Below are 15,461 nucleotides of genomic sequence, written 5' to 3' on the forward strand. Positions count from 1 at the left end.
TTTATGTACGTTTGTATTCAACCTGATACGCAAAAAACATTTTGTTCACGAAACAAACTATATGAAACTTCTGCAAGTTGAAAGAGTTAGCAACATTACTCCGGAAGAGTTTAAAGAAGAATTTCAAAAGAAAAATAAGCCTTGTGTTTTTACCGATTTTACCAAAGATTGGAAAGCCTTAGAAAAGTGGAATTACAACCTTTTTCACGATAAATACGGGCACTTGGAAGTGCCGGTTTTCTCCAGTAATTATTCCAAGCCGGGCAAAGGCTACATGACCAACGACAGTACCATGCGCTTTGCCGAATTTTTGGAAAATATTAAATCAGGTCCTACCGATTACAGGCTGTTTCTTTTCGATATTTTTGAACACGCTCCGGAGCTTAAAAACGATTTCTTTTTTCCTAAGTATCAAAACTTTTGGATAAAAGTGCCATTCATGTTTTTTGGTGGCGAGAGTGCCGAAGTAACTATGCACTACGATATAGATTGTGCCAATGTATTTCTTACACAGTTCATAGGCAGCAAGCGTATTATTCTTTTTCCTCCGGAGGAGTCGGAAAAAATTTACCACCATCCGTTTACAGTAAAGAGTTTAATAGACCCCAAAAATCCTGACTACGATAAGTTTCCGGCATTGAAAAATGTAACCGGTTACGAAACCGTGCTGCAACATGGCGAAACCATATTTATGCCTTCGTGTTATTGGCATTATATGTACTACATGGATTTTAGTTTCGGTATGGCGCTGCGTTCTCAAAATTCACCGCTTACAGCTGCCAAAGGCAGTTTTAACCTTGCCACGCATTTTGTGGTAGATAAGGGTTTAAACCGCTTAATGGGGCAAACATGGCATGCGTGGAAAGAGCGCAAAGCTTACGAAAATGCCAAGCCTTTTGAGGTGTAAAATCAATGAACACCTTTAATACCAAAAGCATTTTTACTGTTGCAGAAAACACCTTTGAGCAAACTGCTTTAGATGTTTTTAGATTTCAATTTGAACACCAAAGCATTTACAGAACATTTTGTGAAGGGCTGAAACGCCATCCCAATAATGTTTCTACGCTTGCCGATATTCCTTTTCTGCCTATCAGTTTTTTTAAAACGCACGAAATAATTACCAATGGCGCAAGTGCCGAAGTAGTGTTTGAGAGCAGCGGCACCACAGGCGCTGCTATATCTAAACATTTAGTTGCCGATTCAACGGTGTATGAAGAAAGTTTTATGCGCACCTTTCGTAGGTTTTATGGCGCACCCGAAAACTATTGCATATTGGCATTGCTACCCTCGTATTTGGAGCGCCAAAATTCATCGTTGGTATTTATGGCAGAGCGTTTAATGCGCGCCAGCAACCATCCCGAAAATGGTTTCTTTATGAGTGATTTTGAAAATTTGGCAGCGCGCTTGGCAGCGTTGGAATTTAAGCAGCAAAAAGTGCTGTTGCTGGGCGTAACGTATGCATTGCTTGATTTTGCAGCCTTGTATCCCATGCAGCTCAACCATACCATTGTGATGGAAACCGGAGGTATGAAAGGAAGAAAAAGCGAAATGCTGCGTACCGAAGTGCATGAAGTATTGAAGCAAGCATTTGCCTTGCAAAGCATTCATTCGGAATATGGAATGACGGAATTGCTCTCGCAGGCATATTCTTATGGCAATGGTATTTTTGAATGTACTCCGTGGATGAAAGTGTTGGTGCGCGATGTGTATAATCCATTGAGTGTAACAGCCTTGCCCCGCACCGGAGCTTTAAATGTGATAGATTTGGCGAATGTTTACGCCTGCTCGTTTATTGCCACCGAAGATTTGGGAACTATTTTGCCCAACAATTGTTTTGAAGTAGCAGGAAGAATAGATAATAGCGATATACGCGGTTGCAGTTTAATGTATGCAAACTAATATGCTGAAACACACTTACCTTGTTGAACTATTCAGGAGCGATAAACTGTTGTTTGTATTGGTGATATTGTTTATTGCCGGGCAAGTTTTCTTTACATGGAAAGGTGTAGAAACATTTCCGTTTTTAAATTATGGTATGTATTCCGGCAAGGCTGGCAATGCCGATACAGTTGAGGTAATAGCGCTTAGAATAGATAATAAACCAGCTTGTATTACCTGCCTTTCGGATGTACAGGGGGCAATGGTGCAGGGTTCGTTTACTTGGTATAATGCAATGGTGCAACACGGTTATTCGGATTCTACACAGAAGGTATTCGATAAGCGTTTTGCCCAACGCTTATCGCCAGAAAACTATCGCTTATTGGCATCGCGAATTTTAAATGATTCAACCCAAATTAAGCGTTTTCCGGCATGGTTGTTTCAATACATAGCCGATATGCGGTTAATTGAAAATCCTGTAATGGAGGCGCATATTGTTACTGCAAAGTATAATCCCAATTTTTTATTGGATACCGTTCAAAGTAAAGTGGTAATAGATGGAGCAGCAGGATTCTAATACGGTTTTCGAGAAAAAGAAGAGCTACTTTTTTACGGGAGTACTTTTGGTTATTTGCTACTTCTTTTACAACAATGTATTGCTGTCGCAATTAAGCCGCCCGTTGGCACCACCGCTGGTTTTTCCATCTATAGACAATGCGTATTGGGCGCTGCTGGGCAGTGGTGTTTACAAGTTTGTAGTAGAGCATGGATTGCTTACGGTGTTGTTTGATATTGCACTGTTGGCAATGCCGCTGCTTATTGTTTTTTTACCTACGAGGCAGTGGTTGTTTATACTTTTTTTGCTGTTGGCAGTGTTCTACTTTTTGGCACAGAATATTATTGCGGGTCATCATTTTCACAGCTTTGTGGGTGTGGTTTTTTTATCGCTGCCTTTTTGTTTTGGTGCTAAGCGATTTGAGCATTTGTGGCGTGCCATGCGCTATTATACTTTGTTTGTTTTTGTTTCGGCAGCCTTATGGAAAATTGCACGCGGCAATATTTTTGAAACATACCAAATGGTGTATATCCTAAAAGCTCAACACGCACAGTTTTTATACGAGCAGCCAACATCTATTCATGCCATGCTGCTCCGTTGGTTGATGGCGCACAGTGGCTTTTGCACGGTGCTGCTTTTTAGTGCAGTGGCAATACAACTGTTTTTTTTAGTTGGCTTTTTTACACGTAAAGCCGATCTGGTTTTATTGGGTTTAATGGTGTTGTTTGTAATAGTGAATTATGCGGTAATGCGCATAGTGTCGTTTGAGTTGCTGGTGTTGGGTTTAACCTTATTGCCCAGTGAGTTTTGGGAGGCAAATCTCAATACTGCAACACCGTATGAGTAAGTTGCTATGCCATTAAATCGTGTAAGGTGGTATCTTTTTCAAACACAGCTTTAGCATACGTGCATATAGGCACCACTTTTATGTTGTTTGCTCTGGCATAAGCAGCTATTTCGAGTACCAGTACTTTCCCGAATCCTTTTCCACCAAAGGCTTTTTCTACAATGGTGTGGTCTATGGATATTTTGTTTTCGCCTAATTTGGTATAGGTTATTTCTCCGGCAAATTGCTCGTTTTCATACAATGCAAAGCGCCCTTGCGCTTCTTGTTGTTCGTGTACTATTTTCATGTGTAGTTGTTTACTTTTTTAAAACTTAAATGCTTTGAATCCCAAAGCTAATCTGTGCAGATTTTTTTGCTCCAAGAAGTGGTGTTACTCTTCTAAGTAACCGAATTTACCTGTGTTGAAATCGTTGAATGCCTGCATTAGCTCTTGGCGCGTATTCATTACAAATGGGCCGTGGGCTGCAATTGGTTCGTTGATTGGTTCGCCACTTAGCACTAATACTATAGAATCGGTTTCTGCCTGAATGGTAAATACTTCGCCATCGTTTGCCATGAGCACAAAATTATCTGTAGGTGCTTTTTCGGTATTGTTTACTGTAATGCTTCCTTCAATTACGAGTAAAGCGGTGTTGTAATTTTGGGGAAAACTGAAATCGGCTATTGCTCCACTTTGCAGTTTGGCGTTCAACATGTGGAGTGGAGTAAAGGTAGAGGCACTGCCATTTACACCTTTGTATGCGCCTGCAATTACCTCAATTTCGCCTTTGCCATTTTCGAGTTGAAAACGGTTTATAGTGGCATTTTCGATGGCTTGGTATTTAGGCGCACTCATTTTGTATTTGGCCGGCAGGTTTACCCAAAGTTGCACCATTTGAAATTCGCCTCCTTGTTTGCTCCATTCTTTTTCGTGAAACTCTTTGTGCAGCACTCCACTTGCTGCTGTCATCCATTGCACATCGCCTTCGCCAATAATTCCTCCGCCACCGCTGCTATCGTGATGCTCTACTTTACCTTTGTAGGCAATGGTAACGGTTTCGAACCCGCGATGTGGATGCACACCTACGCCTCTTGGTGTTTGGCTTGGTTCAAAATAATATTTGGAGTTGTAATCCATTAAGATAATAGGATCCATACGCTGCATATCTAAGCGGTAAGCGCTTGGTATAAAATTGTGAACCCTAAACCCATCTCCAACAAAATGAGGCTCTTTGGGACTCATTACTAGTTCAACATGTTTTGTTTCCATATTTTTTAGTTTATGGTGCAAAGTTGAAGGTAAAAACTGAGCAAAACCTTAACCTATGGTAAGAAAACTATTGTTTGTTTTTTGCAGATAATTCGCGCCTTACCCTACTTAAACTTTCGGGTGTAATGCCTAGGTAGGAGGCTATAAAAATTTGTGGCACACGAAGCACCAAATCGGGATAAACAGTAATGAAATCGAGGTAGCGCTCTTGGGCAGAAGCGCTTTGTAATTGTGTAATTCTTTTTTGTAAACTCCTGATATGGTTGTGTAACAACTTGTGGTTAAACTCCAAAAATGAAGGATTGGATTTAGCAAGCTGAAGGATAACGGTTTCTTCTAGCAGAAACACTTTGGTGTTTTCCAATGCCTGAATAAAATATACGGAAGGTTGATTGAAAAATACGCTTCCGCGGTCGCTCATCCACCAGTTTTCGGGGGCAAATTGAATGATGTGTTCTTTTCCTTTTTCATCAGTAAAAAATTGGCGTAGCAATCCACTTTCAACAAAAAATGTATGGTGGCATTTTTCTCCTTGTCTTAATAAGAATTCGCCTTTGTAAACTTGCTTAATGCGGCAGTGTAATAGTAGTTGATTGGTTACCTCTTTATCGGCATCGGTATTAGATGTTAAGTAAGTTGTAAGCCGAAAATGGTTCATGGTTTGGTGTGTAAAAGTTAGGCTGCCATAAAACAGTTTCCAATATACTTAGTTATCTGTTTTGTAATGTAATTTCGCGTATTCTTCTACCATTTATCATTGCTACAATAAAGCTCTGTTTATAGCGAGGTTTAAATACGCGTAGCCAGAGCTGCATTACTTCATCGAGATTGAAAGAGCCTTTAGAGTAGTATCTGAAAATGCCATCTTCTTCTGCAATTGAAAAGCCCTTAAGGTGGTCGTAATAATTAGTGTCTAACGGAATTAGTTTCTTCATGGCATAAAACTGTATGCAGTAGAAAGTGTCAATTTCTTCTTTGTTTAAAGGGCGTTTGGCAAGTACCGGAGCTTCGGTTTTTTGCATAAACTCAGGTTTGAAAATGCTGAGTTTATTATTGAGCGAAGCATTGATGAGGCGCACGGTTTCATCTACATTGTTTACTACATGGTCAGAAACATTGTATTGAATTTCATCGCTGTGTGTACCTAATGCTTTGCGTATTTCGAAGGCGCTGTTGGCAGCTCTGCGTTGCTCTATGTAAGGAATGTTTTTAAATACATCGCCATTTTGCACCGCAGCAGATGGCAATGCAAACAAATTAGATTTTCCTTTTACAGAAGTAGTGTCGTAGTAATTCCAAATGGGAATAAAGCCATAATCTCCTAAAGAAACTTTGCCTGTAAAATTGTTTTTCTTTAGTTCCATATCTAAAATAATACCATTGCAATTGCGCAGGTCGTTGCTACCCGATATTAAATTGCCCAGTGAGTAAACTGCTAAGCCTGTTTGCGGTTGAGCGTGGTAATAGTATTCTATAAATTCCATTGGTTGCACGGTGTTGGGATGTGTGCCTACCACCAGGCCAACACCTTGTTCGAAGCACCAGCGAGCTAAATTTTGTTGGGAGTACGAAGGAATATCTTGCATGTTGCTACCCCAATCGAAGTATGTAATAATAAAATCGGCATTCTGCATTCTGGCAGCGCGAATGTCGCGTTCAATGTTGTTTTTGTCGGCAGTGTTAATTACAATATCGTTTGAAACGGCAGAGCGGTTGGCTAAGATAGCGTAGTTTAATATGGCAATCCTAAAACCTTTTCTATATACAATGAGCGGGCAGTTGCCGTTGCGTTGTACATTTCCCGTGAATGCTCCGGTAGAAACAATGTCCATAGAGCCTAAAATTTGCTGTGTGCGTTGCAGCATACTTTTATCTATGTTGGCAGCATTGGAATTGGCGTACACTAAGGTATTGATGCCGCTATATTTTAATGCTAGTGCTAGCTCATCGGGCGAAGAATAGGGCGAAGCCACATCTCCGGCAAATGATGTTTTTAGATTGGCAATGGTAATATCGCCTAAGTTTAAAATGGGTTGAACAAAGCGCAGTTCATTGGTGAACTCGTATTGGCGCTCGGTATGATTATAGTTGTTTTTAATCTGCTGCTCGCTTTGGTAAATATTGCCTGCAAGCATTAAATGTAGCGTTCTAAAAGAATCTAATTGCTCAAATTCTGCGGCTTCATCGCGCTCAATAAGGCGCGGTACTATCTTTTGTGCGTTTGAGAAAAATGCAGAAAACAATAAGGTAAAAAAAACAAAGTGTCTTACAGTAATAACCAATTTCATGAATGAGTAAACAATTAAACGGAGGTAAGAATACTCAAAAGTAAGGAAGGTATGTGTATTTATATACTTGGCTGGTAGATTACTGTATTACAATTCGCTTTACAATTCGTTGTTTTTCTACTTCAATAAATAAAAAATACGGGCCGGAAGGCAGATTGATTTCAATAGCGTTTTTAAATCCCGATAGTTGTTTTTTTACAAGGGAGTTGCCCATGATGTTTAGCAATTCTGCAGTGTATTCTTTTTCGCAGTTGGTTTCTATAAGTAAGGGTGTGCCTTTGTGTAGCAATGTTGGAAATGTGGTGAACGAAATAATTTCTCCGCTGCTGTTTTGGATAGAAGTAAAAGAGGTGTCGCCATATAGCCGCAATGCTCTTTTAAAGCAAGGTATTATGCTGTCTTTATCTATGCTTCCCGATTGGAACATAGAGAAATCAATAGCCCAATCCCAATAGAACCAAGAGATATTATGCTGTAAAATCTTGGTTCCCACATATTCTATCCAATTACATTTACTCTGTGCATCGGAAAAGTGGCTTACTCCAAATTCGCCTAAAAAAATAGGTTTGTTGTAAGTGTTTTTCCATTGCACTATATGTTGCCAACTAAGTGCCAATGCGGGTTCGTACACATTTCCGGTACTTGGATAAGTAAGCCCTGCGGGGTAAAAGGGCGTGTTCCACGAAAATCCTTGATGCGTAAAGTTGATGGGGTCGTATAGATGCCATGTGTAAATTAAGTTGCTATCGGCAAGTGGAGCGTAACTTTCGTATGCCAATCCCCAACTGCCAAAACTTGGAGACACAATAATGCTGTGTGCCGTTGTGTGCTGGCGAATAGAGTCTATGGCTACCGTTAAGAGCAAGCTTAGGCTATCGTTGTCTAATGCGCCATTAGAAGGGATGCCGGGTTCGTTTAGCAGTTCAAAAGTAAAGCGGTTGGGATCTAGGTATTGGTAGCGTTTGGCAACCACACTCCATAAGTGTGCAAAGCGCTGTTGTTGTGTTCGCCAATTGTTGTTGGTAATTTGCCAACCGTGATGGTTGTCTATAATGAGCATCATATCCAATTCGTTGCACCACGCAATTAAGGTATCTATTCGGCTAAAAAGGGCATGGTTTTGATCTACGTTATATGGAGCTATGGTGTCGGTAATTTTTGCAAATTGAATGGGAAGCCTTAGTGATTGAATGCCGGCTTCTTTCATTTTTTGGAGGTGCCATTTGGTGTAGCGAGTAGTGCTGGGCCAAGTATTATCCCAGGTTGCTTCTAACCAATTGCTTAGGTTTTGTCCCTTGCCAAATGCGTTGCACCTGTTTTGTGCATTGCTTTGTGCATGTGTGTATGTATGAGCAAGTAAAAGAACTAAAAGAAAAAACAGGGAGTAGCAGCTCTTTATAGTGTATTGCATACGTGTATGAGTTTAATGTAAATCCAAATAAAAAAGAGGCTGTGAATAGCAGCCTCTTTTTTATTTAATATCAATCTTCTAATTTGCGGTTAGTGCGTTCCAGTACTTCATCAATCATGCCATATTCTTTGGCTTCGCGGGCGCGCATCCAATAATCGCGGTCGCTGTCTTCTTGTACTTTTTCTAATGGTTGGCCGCTGTGGTTAGAAATAATTTCATATAACTCATCTTTTATTTTTCTGATTTCGTTGATAGAAATTTGAATGTCGCTGGCTTTGCCACCAATACCGCCAAGCGGCTGGTGAATCATTACTCTGGCATGTGGCAATGCAGTGCGTTTTCCTTTTTTTCCGGCACATAAAATTACGGCAGCCATAGATGCGGCTACTCCGGTGCAAATAGTTGCCACATCCATATTTACGTATTGCATAGTATCGTAAATTCCTAAGCCGCTATATACTTCGCCACCGGGTGAGTTGATGTAGATTTGAACATCGCTGCGTGCATCGCTGCTTTCTAAAAATAGGAGTTGCGCTTGTATAATGCTGGCAATATAATCGTCAACCGCTGTGCCAAGAAAAATAATTCTATCCATCATTAAACGGCTAAATACATCTACTTCGCGAAAAGGCATCGGGCGCTCTTCAATTACAGTTCTGGTAAGATTGGTAACCGGATGCAGCGATTCAATTTTATGAATGTATTGCTCTACTCCAAGCCTGTTTATGCCATGGTGTTTTACGGCATAGTTGGCAAAATCTTTAGCTTCTTTAATATTCATTTTATACTTTTTTTCTGCTTACAAAATCAATGTTGCATAAGACGTTTCACAATTCCAAATATTTCGTCATTAAAAACATTATGGTACAGGCTATGATGTTTTTTTTCGGTTTTTGGTAGTGCTGCTTTTTATGTTGTTTATGAACTTGGTTTCGGTTTGGGCAATAAATTCAACAATGGCTTTTTTTTCGTGATCGTTGTATTGTTGCATCAGTTCTTTTCCCATTTTTAAAATATTGGCGCCTAAAAGAATGGCTTGCACATCATTTTTGTCGTAGGTTTTAGTATTAGCTTTCATGCGTGTGGCTACATCTTCTAAAATGCCGATTGTTTTTTCAAGCATTTTGGTATCGGTAATAATTAAAAAGAGGTTGCAGAGTTCATCAATAAATTGCTGTATTTTTTTTTGTGGTAGGTCTGCTATACATTGTAGCAGTTGGGCTTCGGTAACGGGTGCTGTTAGGTTTTGTTTTAGGGCGGTTTGTAATAGCAGCTCTTCGAAGTTTCGGGCAGCGGTGTGGGTGTGCAGTGTTTCTATACCTGCTTTTATGGCTTTGGGAAACAGGATGCCAAAACGAAAAATTGCTGCGGTTAAATTGCCCAGTATGCCCCAAATTTTGGCGGGATCGTTTACGTAACTTTCTAAACGAGCAAAAGCGGCATCTAGCTCTTGGCGCTTATTTATATCGGGGTATAAATTTTGAAGAAAGAAATTACGCAGTTCATCGGCTTTTTCTTGCGTGAAAAAATCGGGTAAATTTTTGTTGTCTTTAATTTGGCTGAATTGATAGCGCGCGTGAATAGTTTCGCGATAGCGCTCGATAAGGCTGAGTTTTAGTTTTTGGCTCATATTTTCAAACGTACATAAAGTTTTGTTTTGAAATTAAACTTCATGTTTTATTTATGTATCTGAACGAAAAAAAATATTCATGAAAAAATTTATTTTGATACTAATGGCTGTGATTACAGTTGGGTTTTGTTTTGCGCAAGTTACGGTGGGCGATGTTAAACTGCCTTCTACATTTAAAGCAGGTGATGCTGTGCTAAAATTTAACGGTGGCGGCATAAGGAAGAAACTGTTTATAGATGTGTATGTGGCAGGATTGTATGTAAAGGCAACTTCAAAAGATGGCGGTGCTATTGCTAAGGCAAACGAACCGCAGAATATGCGTATTGTTATTACTTCTGGCTTAGTTACTTCCGAAAAATTTATTGAATCTACTAAAGAAGGTTTCCAAAAATCTACTTCAGGAAATATAAAACCAATTCAAGATAAAGTTGATAGATTTTTAAAGTTGTTTTTAAAAGAAGCAATAACCAAAGGGGATGTTTATGATCTTACATTTTTGCCTATGGAAGGTGTAAAAGTGTTTAAGAATAATAAGTTGATAGACGTAATTCCCGGTTTAGATTTTAAAACTGCTTTATATGGTATTTGGTTGGGTTCTAATCCTGCCGATGCTAAATTGAAGACCGGACTTTTAGGTTCTTAAATTACGCCTTTGCCTCTTCTTCGTGTGGAAGTGTGCCACCCCATGAGTGACCGCGGTCTGTAAGGTTTTGAAATAAATCTTCCTGCAATAATTTTTCCTGCATCTCTATTTGATGTTTGGCACTGAGGGCATATTGCTGCAAATTGTAGCGATCTAATTGTAGTTTGCGCATAGATTTTTCATCGTAGCGAATAAAGTTTTGTCCTTGCCGAGTGGCGGTGTAAGCTCTAAATCCTAAGAACTTTAGGGCATCTACCGCAAGGTGTACCGAGGTGTAGAGTGTTTCGCGATAAATATCGGTTACGCCCACATCCATTAACTCATAAGCATCGAAGCGGTTTTTGGCTCGTGCCAAAATATGCAAGTGAGGAAAATGTTTTTTTACGTTTTTGATAAGTTGGGCATTGGCCGCTGGCGAGTCTATTGCGGCAATAAGTATTTTGGCATTTTCGGCACCGGCTGCGGCAATAAGATCTATCCTGGTGGCATCGCCATAATATACTTTAAATCCCATTTTTCGCAGTAAATCTACTCGGTCTGAATCGAAATCGAGGATGGTAGCTTCAATGCCATTGGCTCTTAAAAATCTGCCGATGGTGCTGCCAAAATGCCCAAAGCCGGCAATGATTACATCGTGTTTTTCTTCAATTGTGTCGGTTGATTTATCGGGTTCTTTTTCTTGAGTGCCTAAGTAAGGGTCTATGTATTTTTCGTTTATGATAAGTAGAATAGGTGAAAGAGTCATGCTTACTGCGGTGCTTGCCATAAGTAAGTCGTTCCATGTTTTATCTATAATGGCTAGTTGAAAAGAAAAGGAAAGCACTACAAATGCAAATTCTCCTACCTGTGCCAAACCAAAAGTGAATAGTATGTTTTGGTCTGTTTTCATTTTAAATATTTTTCCTGCAATAAAAAGTACTACTGCTTTCAACACTGCTAACCCAAGCACTATGGCAGTTACGAGTAGGGGTTTTTGTGCAATAAGTTTAAAATCTATAGATGCTCCTACTCCAATAAAAAATAAACCTAATAGCAAACTTTTAAATGGCTGTATATTGCTTTCTAATTCGTGTCGAAATTCGCTATTTGCTAATACTACTCCGGCTAAGAAAGCACCTAAAGCGGCACTTAAACCTACCAATTCCATAAGGTACGATACTGATACTACCAATAACAAAGCGGAGGCTGTGAACAATTCGCGTAGTTTAGTTTTGGCAATCATGCGCAGTATGGGAACTACAAGATAATTGCCTGCTAATAATACGGTAGCAACTGCTCCAATAACCATAGCTGTTTGTAACCAGGCTGGTAAGTCTTTTATGATGGCTTGAGAATGTTTTTCTACAATGTGAATTTGTGATTGGGAGGTAAGCAATGGCAAAAGTGCCAGTATAGGAATTACCACAATGTCTTGAAATAGTAATACTGAAAAAGATGCCTGCCCTGCTGCCGATTGCGATAGTCCTTTTTCTTTTAAAGTTTGCAGCACTATGGCTGTTGAACTCATAGAAAGTGCCATTGCAATGGCTAAGCTCATTTGCCATTGCCAACCAATAGCTAAACCCACTCCATAAAAGAGCAAAGTGGTAACACCAAATTGGATGCTGCCCAAACCCAATACGGCTTTGCGCATTTGCCAAAATTGTGCGGGTTCTAATTCTAGCCCAATTAAGAAGAGCATCATTACTACTCCAAATTCGGCAAAGTGCATAATGTCTTCGCCTTCATTGCCTACCAATCCTAGAATATAGGGACCAATTAACATGCCGCCAATGAGGTAGCCCAATACAGAGTTTAATCCTATGCGCTTTGCCAGTGCAACACAAAATACTCCGGCAGATAGGTAAATAATTGCTTGCAACAGAAAAAATTCACTCATGCTTCTCTTTTATTTTGTACCCAATAGTTTATGTATTTGTGTTGGTGAATAACTGTGAGCGGTAAATTATCTTGTTGTAGTAATACCAACAGAAGGTAGTAGTCTCTACAATGTTTTTCTAATTCTTCGAAAGGCAACCGATGTGCATTGTGGATTACGAAAGGAGGTAAAAATTCCATGCTGCATTCGCGGGCGGTTTGTTGCAATGGAGCTAAAAGTTGCGGAATGGTAAAGCTATGTGGTTGGTTCTCGGCATATACTGTTTCGGGGTCGCCAGTGGTAATTACATGGAGTACTTTTTTGCCTCTAAGCGCAGTGCCGCCAGTACCGTAAGCCCATCCAAACTCAAATACAATATCTATCCATTGCTTGAGGAGTGGCGGGATGCTGTACCAATAAAATGGGTGTTGCCAAATAATAATATCATGTTGTGTAAGTAGTTCTTTTTCACGTTTAACATCAATATTGAAATCGGGATACTCTTCGTATAAATCGTGTAGTGTAATTCCTTTGCTTTTTGGAATATACTGTAATAGTTGATGGTGATTTTTGGAGCGCTCCAAACGCGGATGTGCAAACAAAATAAGGATGTTATGTTGCATAGCGCAAAATAACTAGAATGAAATATATTAAAAGTAAAAAATGCAAAATGCTACAACTGCATTTCTTTCAGCGTATTGCTAATGATTAGTTTTCCGGCAGTTTTTGCTTTTATTTCTTCTACTGTAACCCCCGGTACTATTTCTATTAAATGGAAAGCGCCATCTATAATTTCGTAGTATCCCAATTCGGTAATTACTTTTTGAATACAATTTTTTCCGGTAAGCGGCAACGTGCAGGTCGGTAATAATTTCGATTCGCCTTTGGGGTTGGTTTGCATCATGGCTACAATAATGTTTTTTGCAGATGCAACTAAATCCATGGCTCCGCCCATTCCTTTTACCATTTTGCCGGGAATTTTCCAACTGGCGATATCTCCGTTTTCTGCAACTTCCATTGCTCCTAAAACGGTTAAATCTACTCTTTGCGAACGAATCATTCCAAAGCTGGTGGCAGAATCGAAAAATGCAGAGCCTTGCAAGGTGGTAACGGTTTGTTTTCCTGCATTTATTAAATCGGCATCTACTTCGCTTTCTGTAGGAAAAGGACCTATGCCGAGTAAGCCGTTTTCGGATTGCAATACTACATTTACTCCTTGCGGAATATAATTGGCCACTAAGGTTGGAATACCTATACCGAGGTTTACATAAAAGCCATTACGTAATTCTTTGGCAATTCTTTGTGCTATTTGTTCTTTGGTAAGCATGGTTCAAAAATTAGAAAAAATTAGGTGAAAGCAAGTGTCTTTTTATTTCAATATTCCTGTAACGGGTTTTCCCACTGTTCCGTTTGGCATTTGTATTTTAAGCAATGCTGCAATGGTGGGTGCAATATCGGTGATGTATGTTCTTGAATAATCTTTGCCGTGTTTTACGCCCCAACCGTAAAAGAGTAGTGGAATGTGCGTGTCGTAAGGAAATATAGTGCCATGTGTGGTGCCTTTTTCAAAATCGTTGAGCCATGCTGGATGAAACAGAAGTTGAATATCTCCGGTACGATTGGGTTTGTATTGATTACTCAAACATTCTTTAAACCACGAATGCAGGGTTTCTTGTTGTAAATTGTTATAGGAAATTACGCGATCTACACCCTCAATTTTACTAAGTTCTGTAACCAATAATTTGCAAGCGGCATCTAAATCTATTTTTTCTGCTTGAAGAGCTTGGTGGTTAAGTATTATTTGTTGGTTGGTAACGGCACTTACTAAGTTTTTTCGCTGGTAACTTTTTTGTAGAATAGAATCTGTGAAATGGCGAAGTTTTTTGTCGAAGATATTGCCTGCCGGAAGATGGTTTTCGTGGCTAAATCCTGCTGCATGTGCTGCACCGTGGTCGGCAGAAAGAAATAGGGTGAAATTTCCGTCTCCAATTTTTTCGTTTAAAAAATCTATAAATTCTGATAATTCCCTATCAAGACGAATATAGGCATCTTCTGCCTCAACAGAATTGGGTCCAAACTGATGCCCTATGTAATCGGTAGAAGAAAAGCTAAGGGTTAAGAAATCGGTAGTACCTCTGTTGCCCAGAGTGTCGCCAATAATTGCGGCTTTGGCAAATGCCAAGGTAAGTGTGTTGCCAAATGGTGTGGCTTTAAGTACTTCGGTAAGCGGCTGCTTTTTTATTTCAGATATTTTGTGCTCAAATACGGGCTTGTCTTCATTAGAAAAGGTGCTTTCGTACCATTTGTCATCTTCGGTGCTTTCATAGTACTTAGAAATTTCGAGCAGTGTGTTCCAGTTTTTCTTTACATAGTTGGTGGGTAATTTTTGTGTGTTGAATTGCTGCACCCACATTGGGAGTTCTTTCATGTAGTAAGTGCTAGAAATCCAGTTTCCGGTGGCACCATCGTACCAATATGCAGCATTGGCAGTGTGCCCTGCAGGAAGAATAGAGCCTCTGTCTTTTAAAGCTACACCAATGGTTTTTGATTGTAGGTTGGTGGCAAGGCGGAGTTCATCGCAAATGGTGGAAGTGTACATTCTGCGGGGCGATTGCTGCCCTGCTTTTTGGCTGCCGCCTACAGATTGCACGGTGGTATCTTCGGTGCAATACACCATTTTTCCTTCGCTTCTATCGAACCAATCGTTAGCAGTGATGCCATGTATGGCAGGAACGCTGCCGGTATAAATTGCGGTATGGCCGGGTGCAGTGTAGCTTGGAAAATAATTGATGAAAGTTTGTTCGCAAGAGTATCCTTTGTTGAGGAGTCTTTTAAATCCTTCGGAAGTATATTTATCGGAGTAGCGGTATAGGTAATCCCATCGCATTTGATCTACTACTATGCCAATTACTAATTTGGGGCGGTCGGTAACGGTTTGTGCTGTAGTGCTCGCAACAATTGCTATGAGTATAAGCGTATAAATGGTACGTAGCATAATTGAGTTTTTCATATAACTGAATTGAAGAATAGAGCAACGAAGGAAATAAAAAGAAGGAATGCAAGGAAACAAATACAGAATTAGCTTTTTCCCTATTTTCTCT

General features: G+C 39.9%; 16 protein-coding genes. 5 read left to right on the top strand and 11 right to left on the bottom strand.

Features of this window, described 5'->3' with window-relative positions:
- Positions 1–61: 61 nt before the first annotated feature.
- Genes KF872_00290 through KF872_00305 form a run of 4 tightly spaced genes read left to right on the top strand, consistent with a single transcriptional unit; the run spans position 62 to position 3,281 of the window.
- On the top strand, positions 62–907 hold the full coding sequence (locus tag KF872_00290) for a cupin-like domain-containing protein (GenBank protein ID MBX2901959.1): 846 nt from the start codon (positions 62–64) through the stop codon (positions 905–907).
- Between the two features lie 5 nt (positions 908–912).
- Positions 913–1,899 (top strand): acyl transferase, encoded by a 987-nt coding sequence (locus KF872_00295; GenBank protein ID MBX2901960.1) that lies wholly within the window; start codon positions 913–915, stop codon positions 1,897–1,899.
- Positions 1,889–2,455 (top strand): hypothetical protein, encoded by a 567-nt coding sequence (locus tag KF872_00300; GenBank protein MBX2901961.1) that lies wholly within the window; start codon positions 1,889–1,891, stop codon positions 2,453–2,455. Before KF872_00295 ends, KF872_00300 begins: the two co-directional genes overlap by 11 nt.
- A complete protein-coding gene (locus tag KF872_00305; GenBank protein ID MBX2901962.1) occupies positions 2,436–3,281 on the top strand; it encodes a hypothetical protein in 846 nt (281 codons plus the stop codon). The genes KF872_00300 and KF872_00305 overlap by 20 nt, the downstream gene beginning before the upstream one ends.
- A gap of 4 nt (positions 3,282–3,285) precedes the next feature.
- On the opposite strand, the gene KF872_00310 is transcribed toward KF872_00305, so the two are convergent.
- The 7 genes from KF872_00310 to KF872_00340 form a co-directional block, all read right to left on the bottom strand.
- On the bottom strand, positions 3,286–3,567 hold the full coding sequence (locus tag KF872_00310; GenBank protein MBX2901963.1) for an N-acetyltransferase: 282 nt from the start codon (positions 3,565–3,567) through the stop codon (positions 3,286–3,288).
- Between the two features lie 84 nt (positions 3,568–3,651).
- Entirely contained in the window at positions 3,652–4,530 is an 879-nt protein-coding gene (locus tag KF872_00315) for a pirin family protein (GenBank protein MBX2901964.1), read from the bottom strand.
- 67 nt (positions 4,531–4,597) lie between these two features.
- On the bottom strand, positions 4,598–5,188 hold the full coding sequence (locus KF872_00320; GenBank protein MBX2901965.1) for a Crp/Fnr family transcriptional regulator: 591 nt from the start codon (positions 5,186–5,188) through the stop codon (positions 4,598–4,600).
- Positions 5,189–5,240: 52 nt separating this feature from the next.
- A complete protein-coding gene (locus KF872_00325; GenBank protein ID MBX2901966.1) occupies positions 5,241–6,818 on the bottom strand; it encodes a CapA family protein in 1,578 nt (525 codons plus the stop codon).
- A 79-nt stretch (positions 6,819–6,897) separates the two neighbouring features.
- Positions 6,898–8,229, bottom strand: a complete 1,332-nt coding sequence (locus KF872_00330) for a cellulase family glycosylhydrolase (protein ID MBX2901967.1) — start codon at positions 8,227–8,229, stop codon at positions 6,898–6,900.
- A 70-nt stretch (positions 8,230–8,299) separates the two neighbouring features.
- Entirely contained in the window at positions 8,300–9,010 is a 711-nt protein-coding gene (locus KF872_00335) for an ATP-dependent Clp protease proteolytic subunit (GenBank protein MBX2901968.1), read from the bottom strand.
- Between the two features lie 90 nt (positions 9,011–9,100).
- Positions 9,101–9,859: a hypothetical protein gene (locus KF872_00340; protein MBX2901969.1), complete on the bottom strand. Its 759-nt coding sequence runs from the start codon at positions 9,857–9,859 to the stop codon at positions 9,101–9,103.
- A 79-nt stretch (positions 9,860–9,938) separates the two neighbouring features.
- On the opposite strand from KF872_00340, the gene KF872_00345 reads away from it, so the two are divergent.
- Positions 9,939–10,502, top strand: a complete 564-nt coding sequence (locus tag KF872_00345; protein MBX2901970.1) for a chalcone isomerase family protein — start codon at positions 9,939–9,941, stop codon at positions 10,500–10,502.
- Position 10,503: 1 nt separating this feature from the next.
- Here the strand turns inward: KF872_00345 and KF872_00350 are convergent, their stop codons facing one another.
- The 4 genes from KF872_00350 to KF872_00365 are packed head-to-tail and all read right to left on the bottom strand — an operon-like array spanning position 10,504 to position 15,355.
- A complete protein-coding gene (locus tag KF872_00350; protein MBX2901971.1) occupies positions 10,504–12,381 on the bottom strand; it encodes a monovalent cation:proton antiporter-2 (CPA2) family protein in 1,878 nt (625 codons plus the stop codon).
- Complete coding sequence (locus KF872_00355) at positions 12,378–12,983, bottom strand: NAD(P)H-dependent oxidoreductase (protein ID MBX2901972.1); 606 nt, start codon at positions 12,981–12,983, stop codon at positions 12,378–12,380. Before KF872_00355 ends, KF872_00350 begins: the two co-directional genes overlap by 4 nt.
- A gap of 50 nt (positions 12,984–13,033) precedes the next feature.
- Complete coding sequence (locus KF872_00360) at positions 13,034–13,687, bottom strand: CoA transferase subunit B (protein ID MBX2901973.1); 654 nt, start codon at positions 13,685–13,687, stop codon at positions 13,034–13,036.
- A gap of 42 nt (positions 13,688–13,729) precedes the next feature.
- Positions 13,730–15,355 carry an alkaline phosphatase family protein gene (locus tag KF872_00365; protein ID MBX2901974.1) on the bottom strand — a complete coding sequence of 542 codons (1,626 nt, stop codon included), beginning with the start codon at positions 15,353–15,355 and terminating at the stop codon, positions 13,730–13,732.
- Positions 15,356–15,461: the final 106 nt, after the last annotated feature.

The organism is Chitinophagales bacterium, assembly GCA_019638515.1.
Lineage (GTDB): Bacteria > Bacteroidota > Bacteroidia > Chitinophagales > LD1 > UBA7692.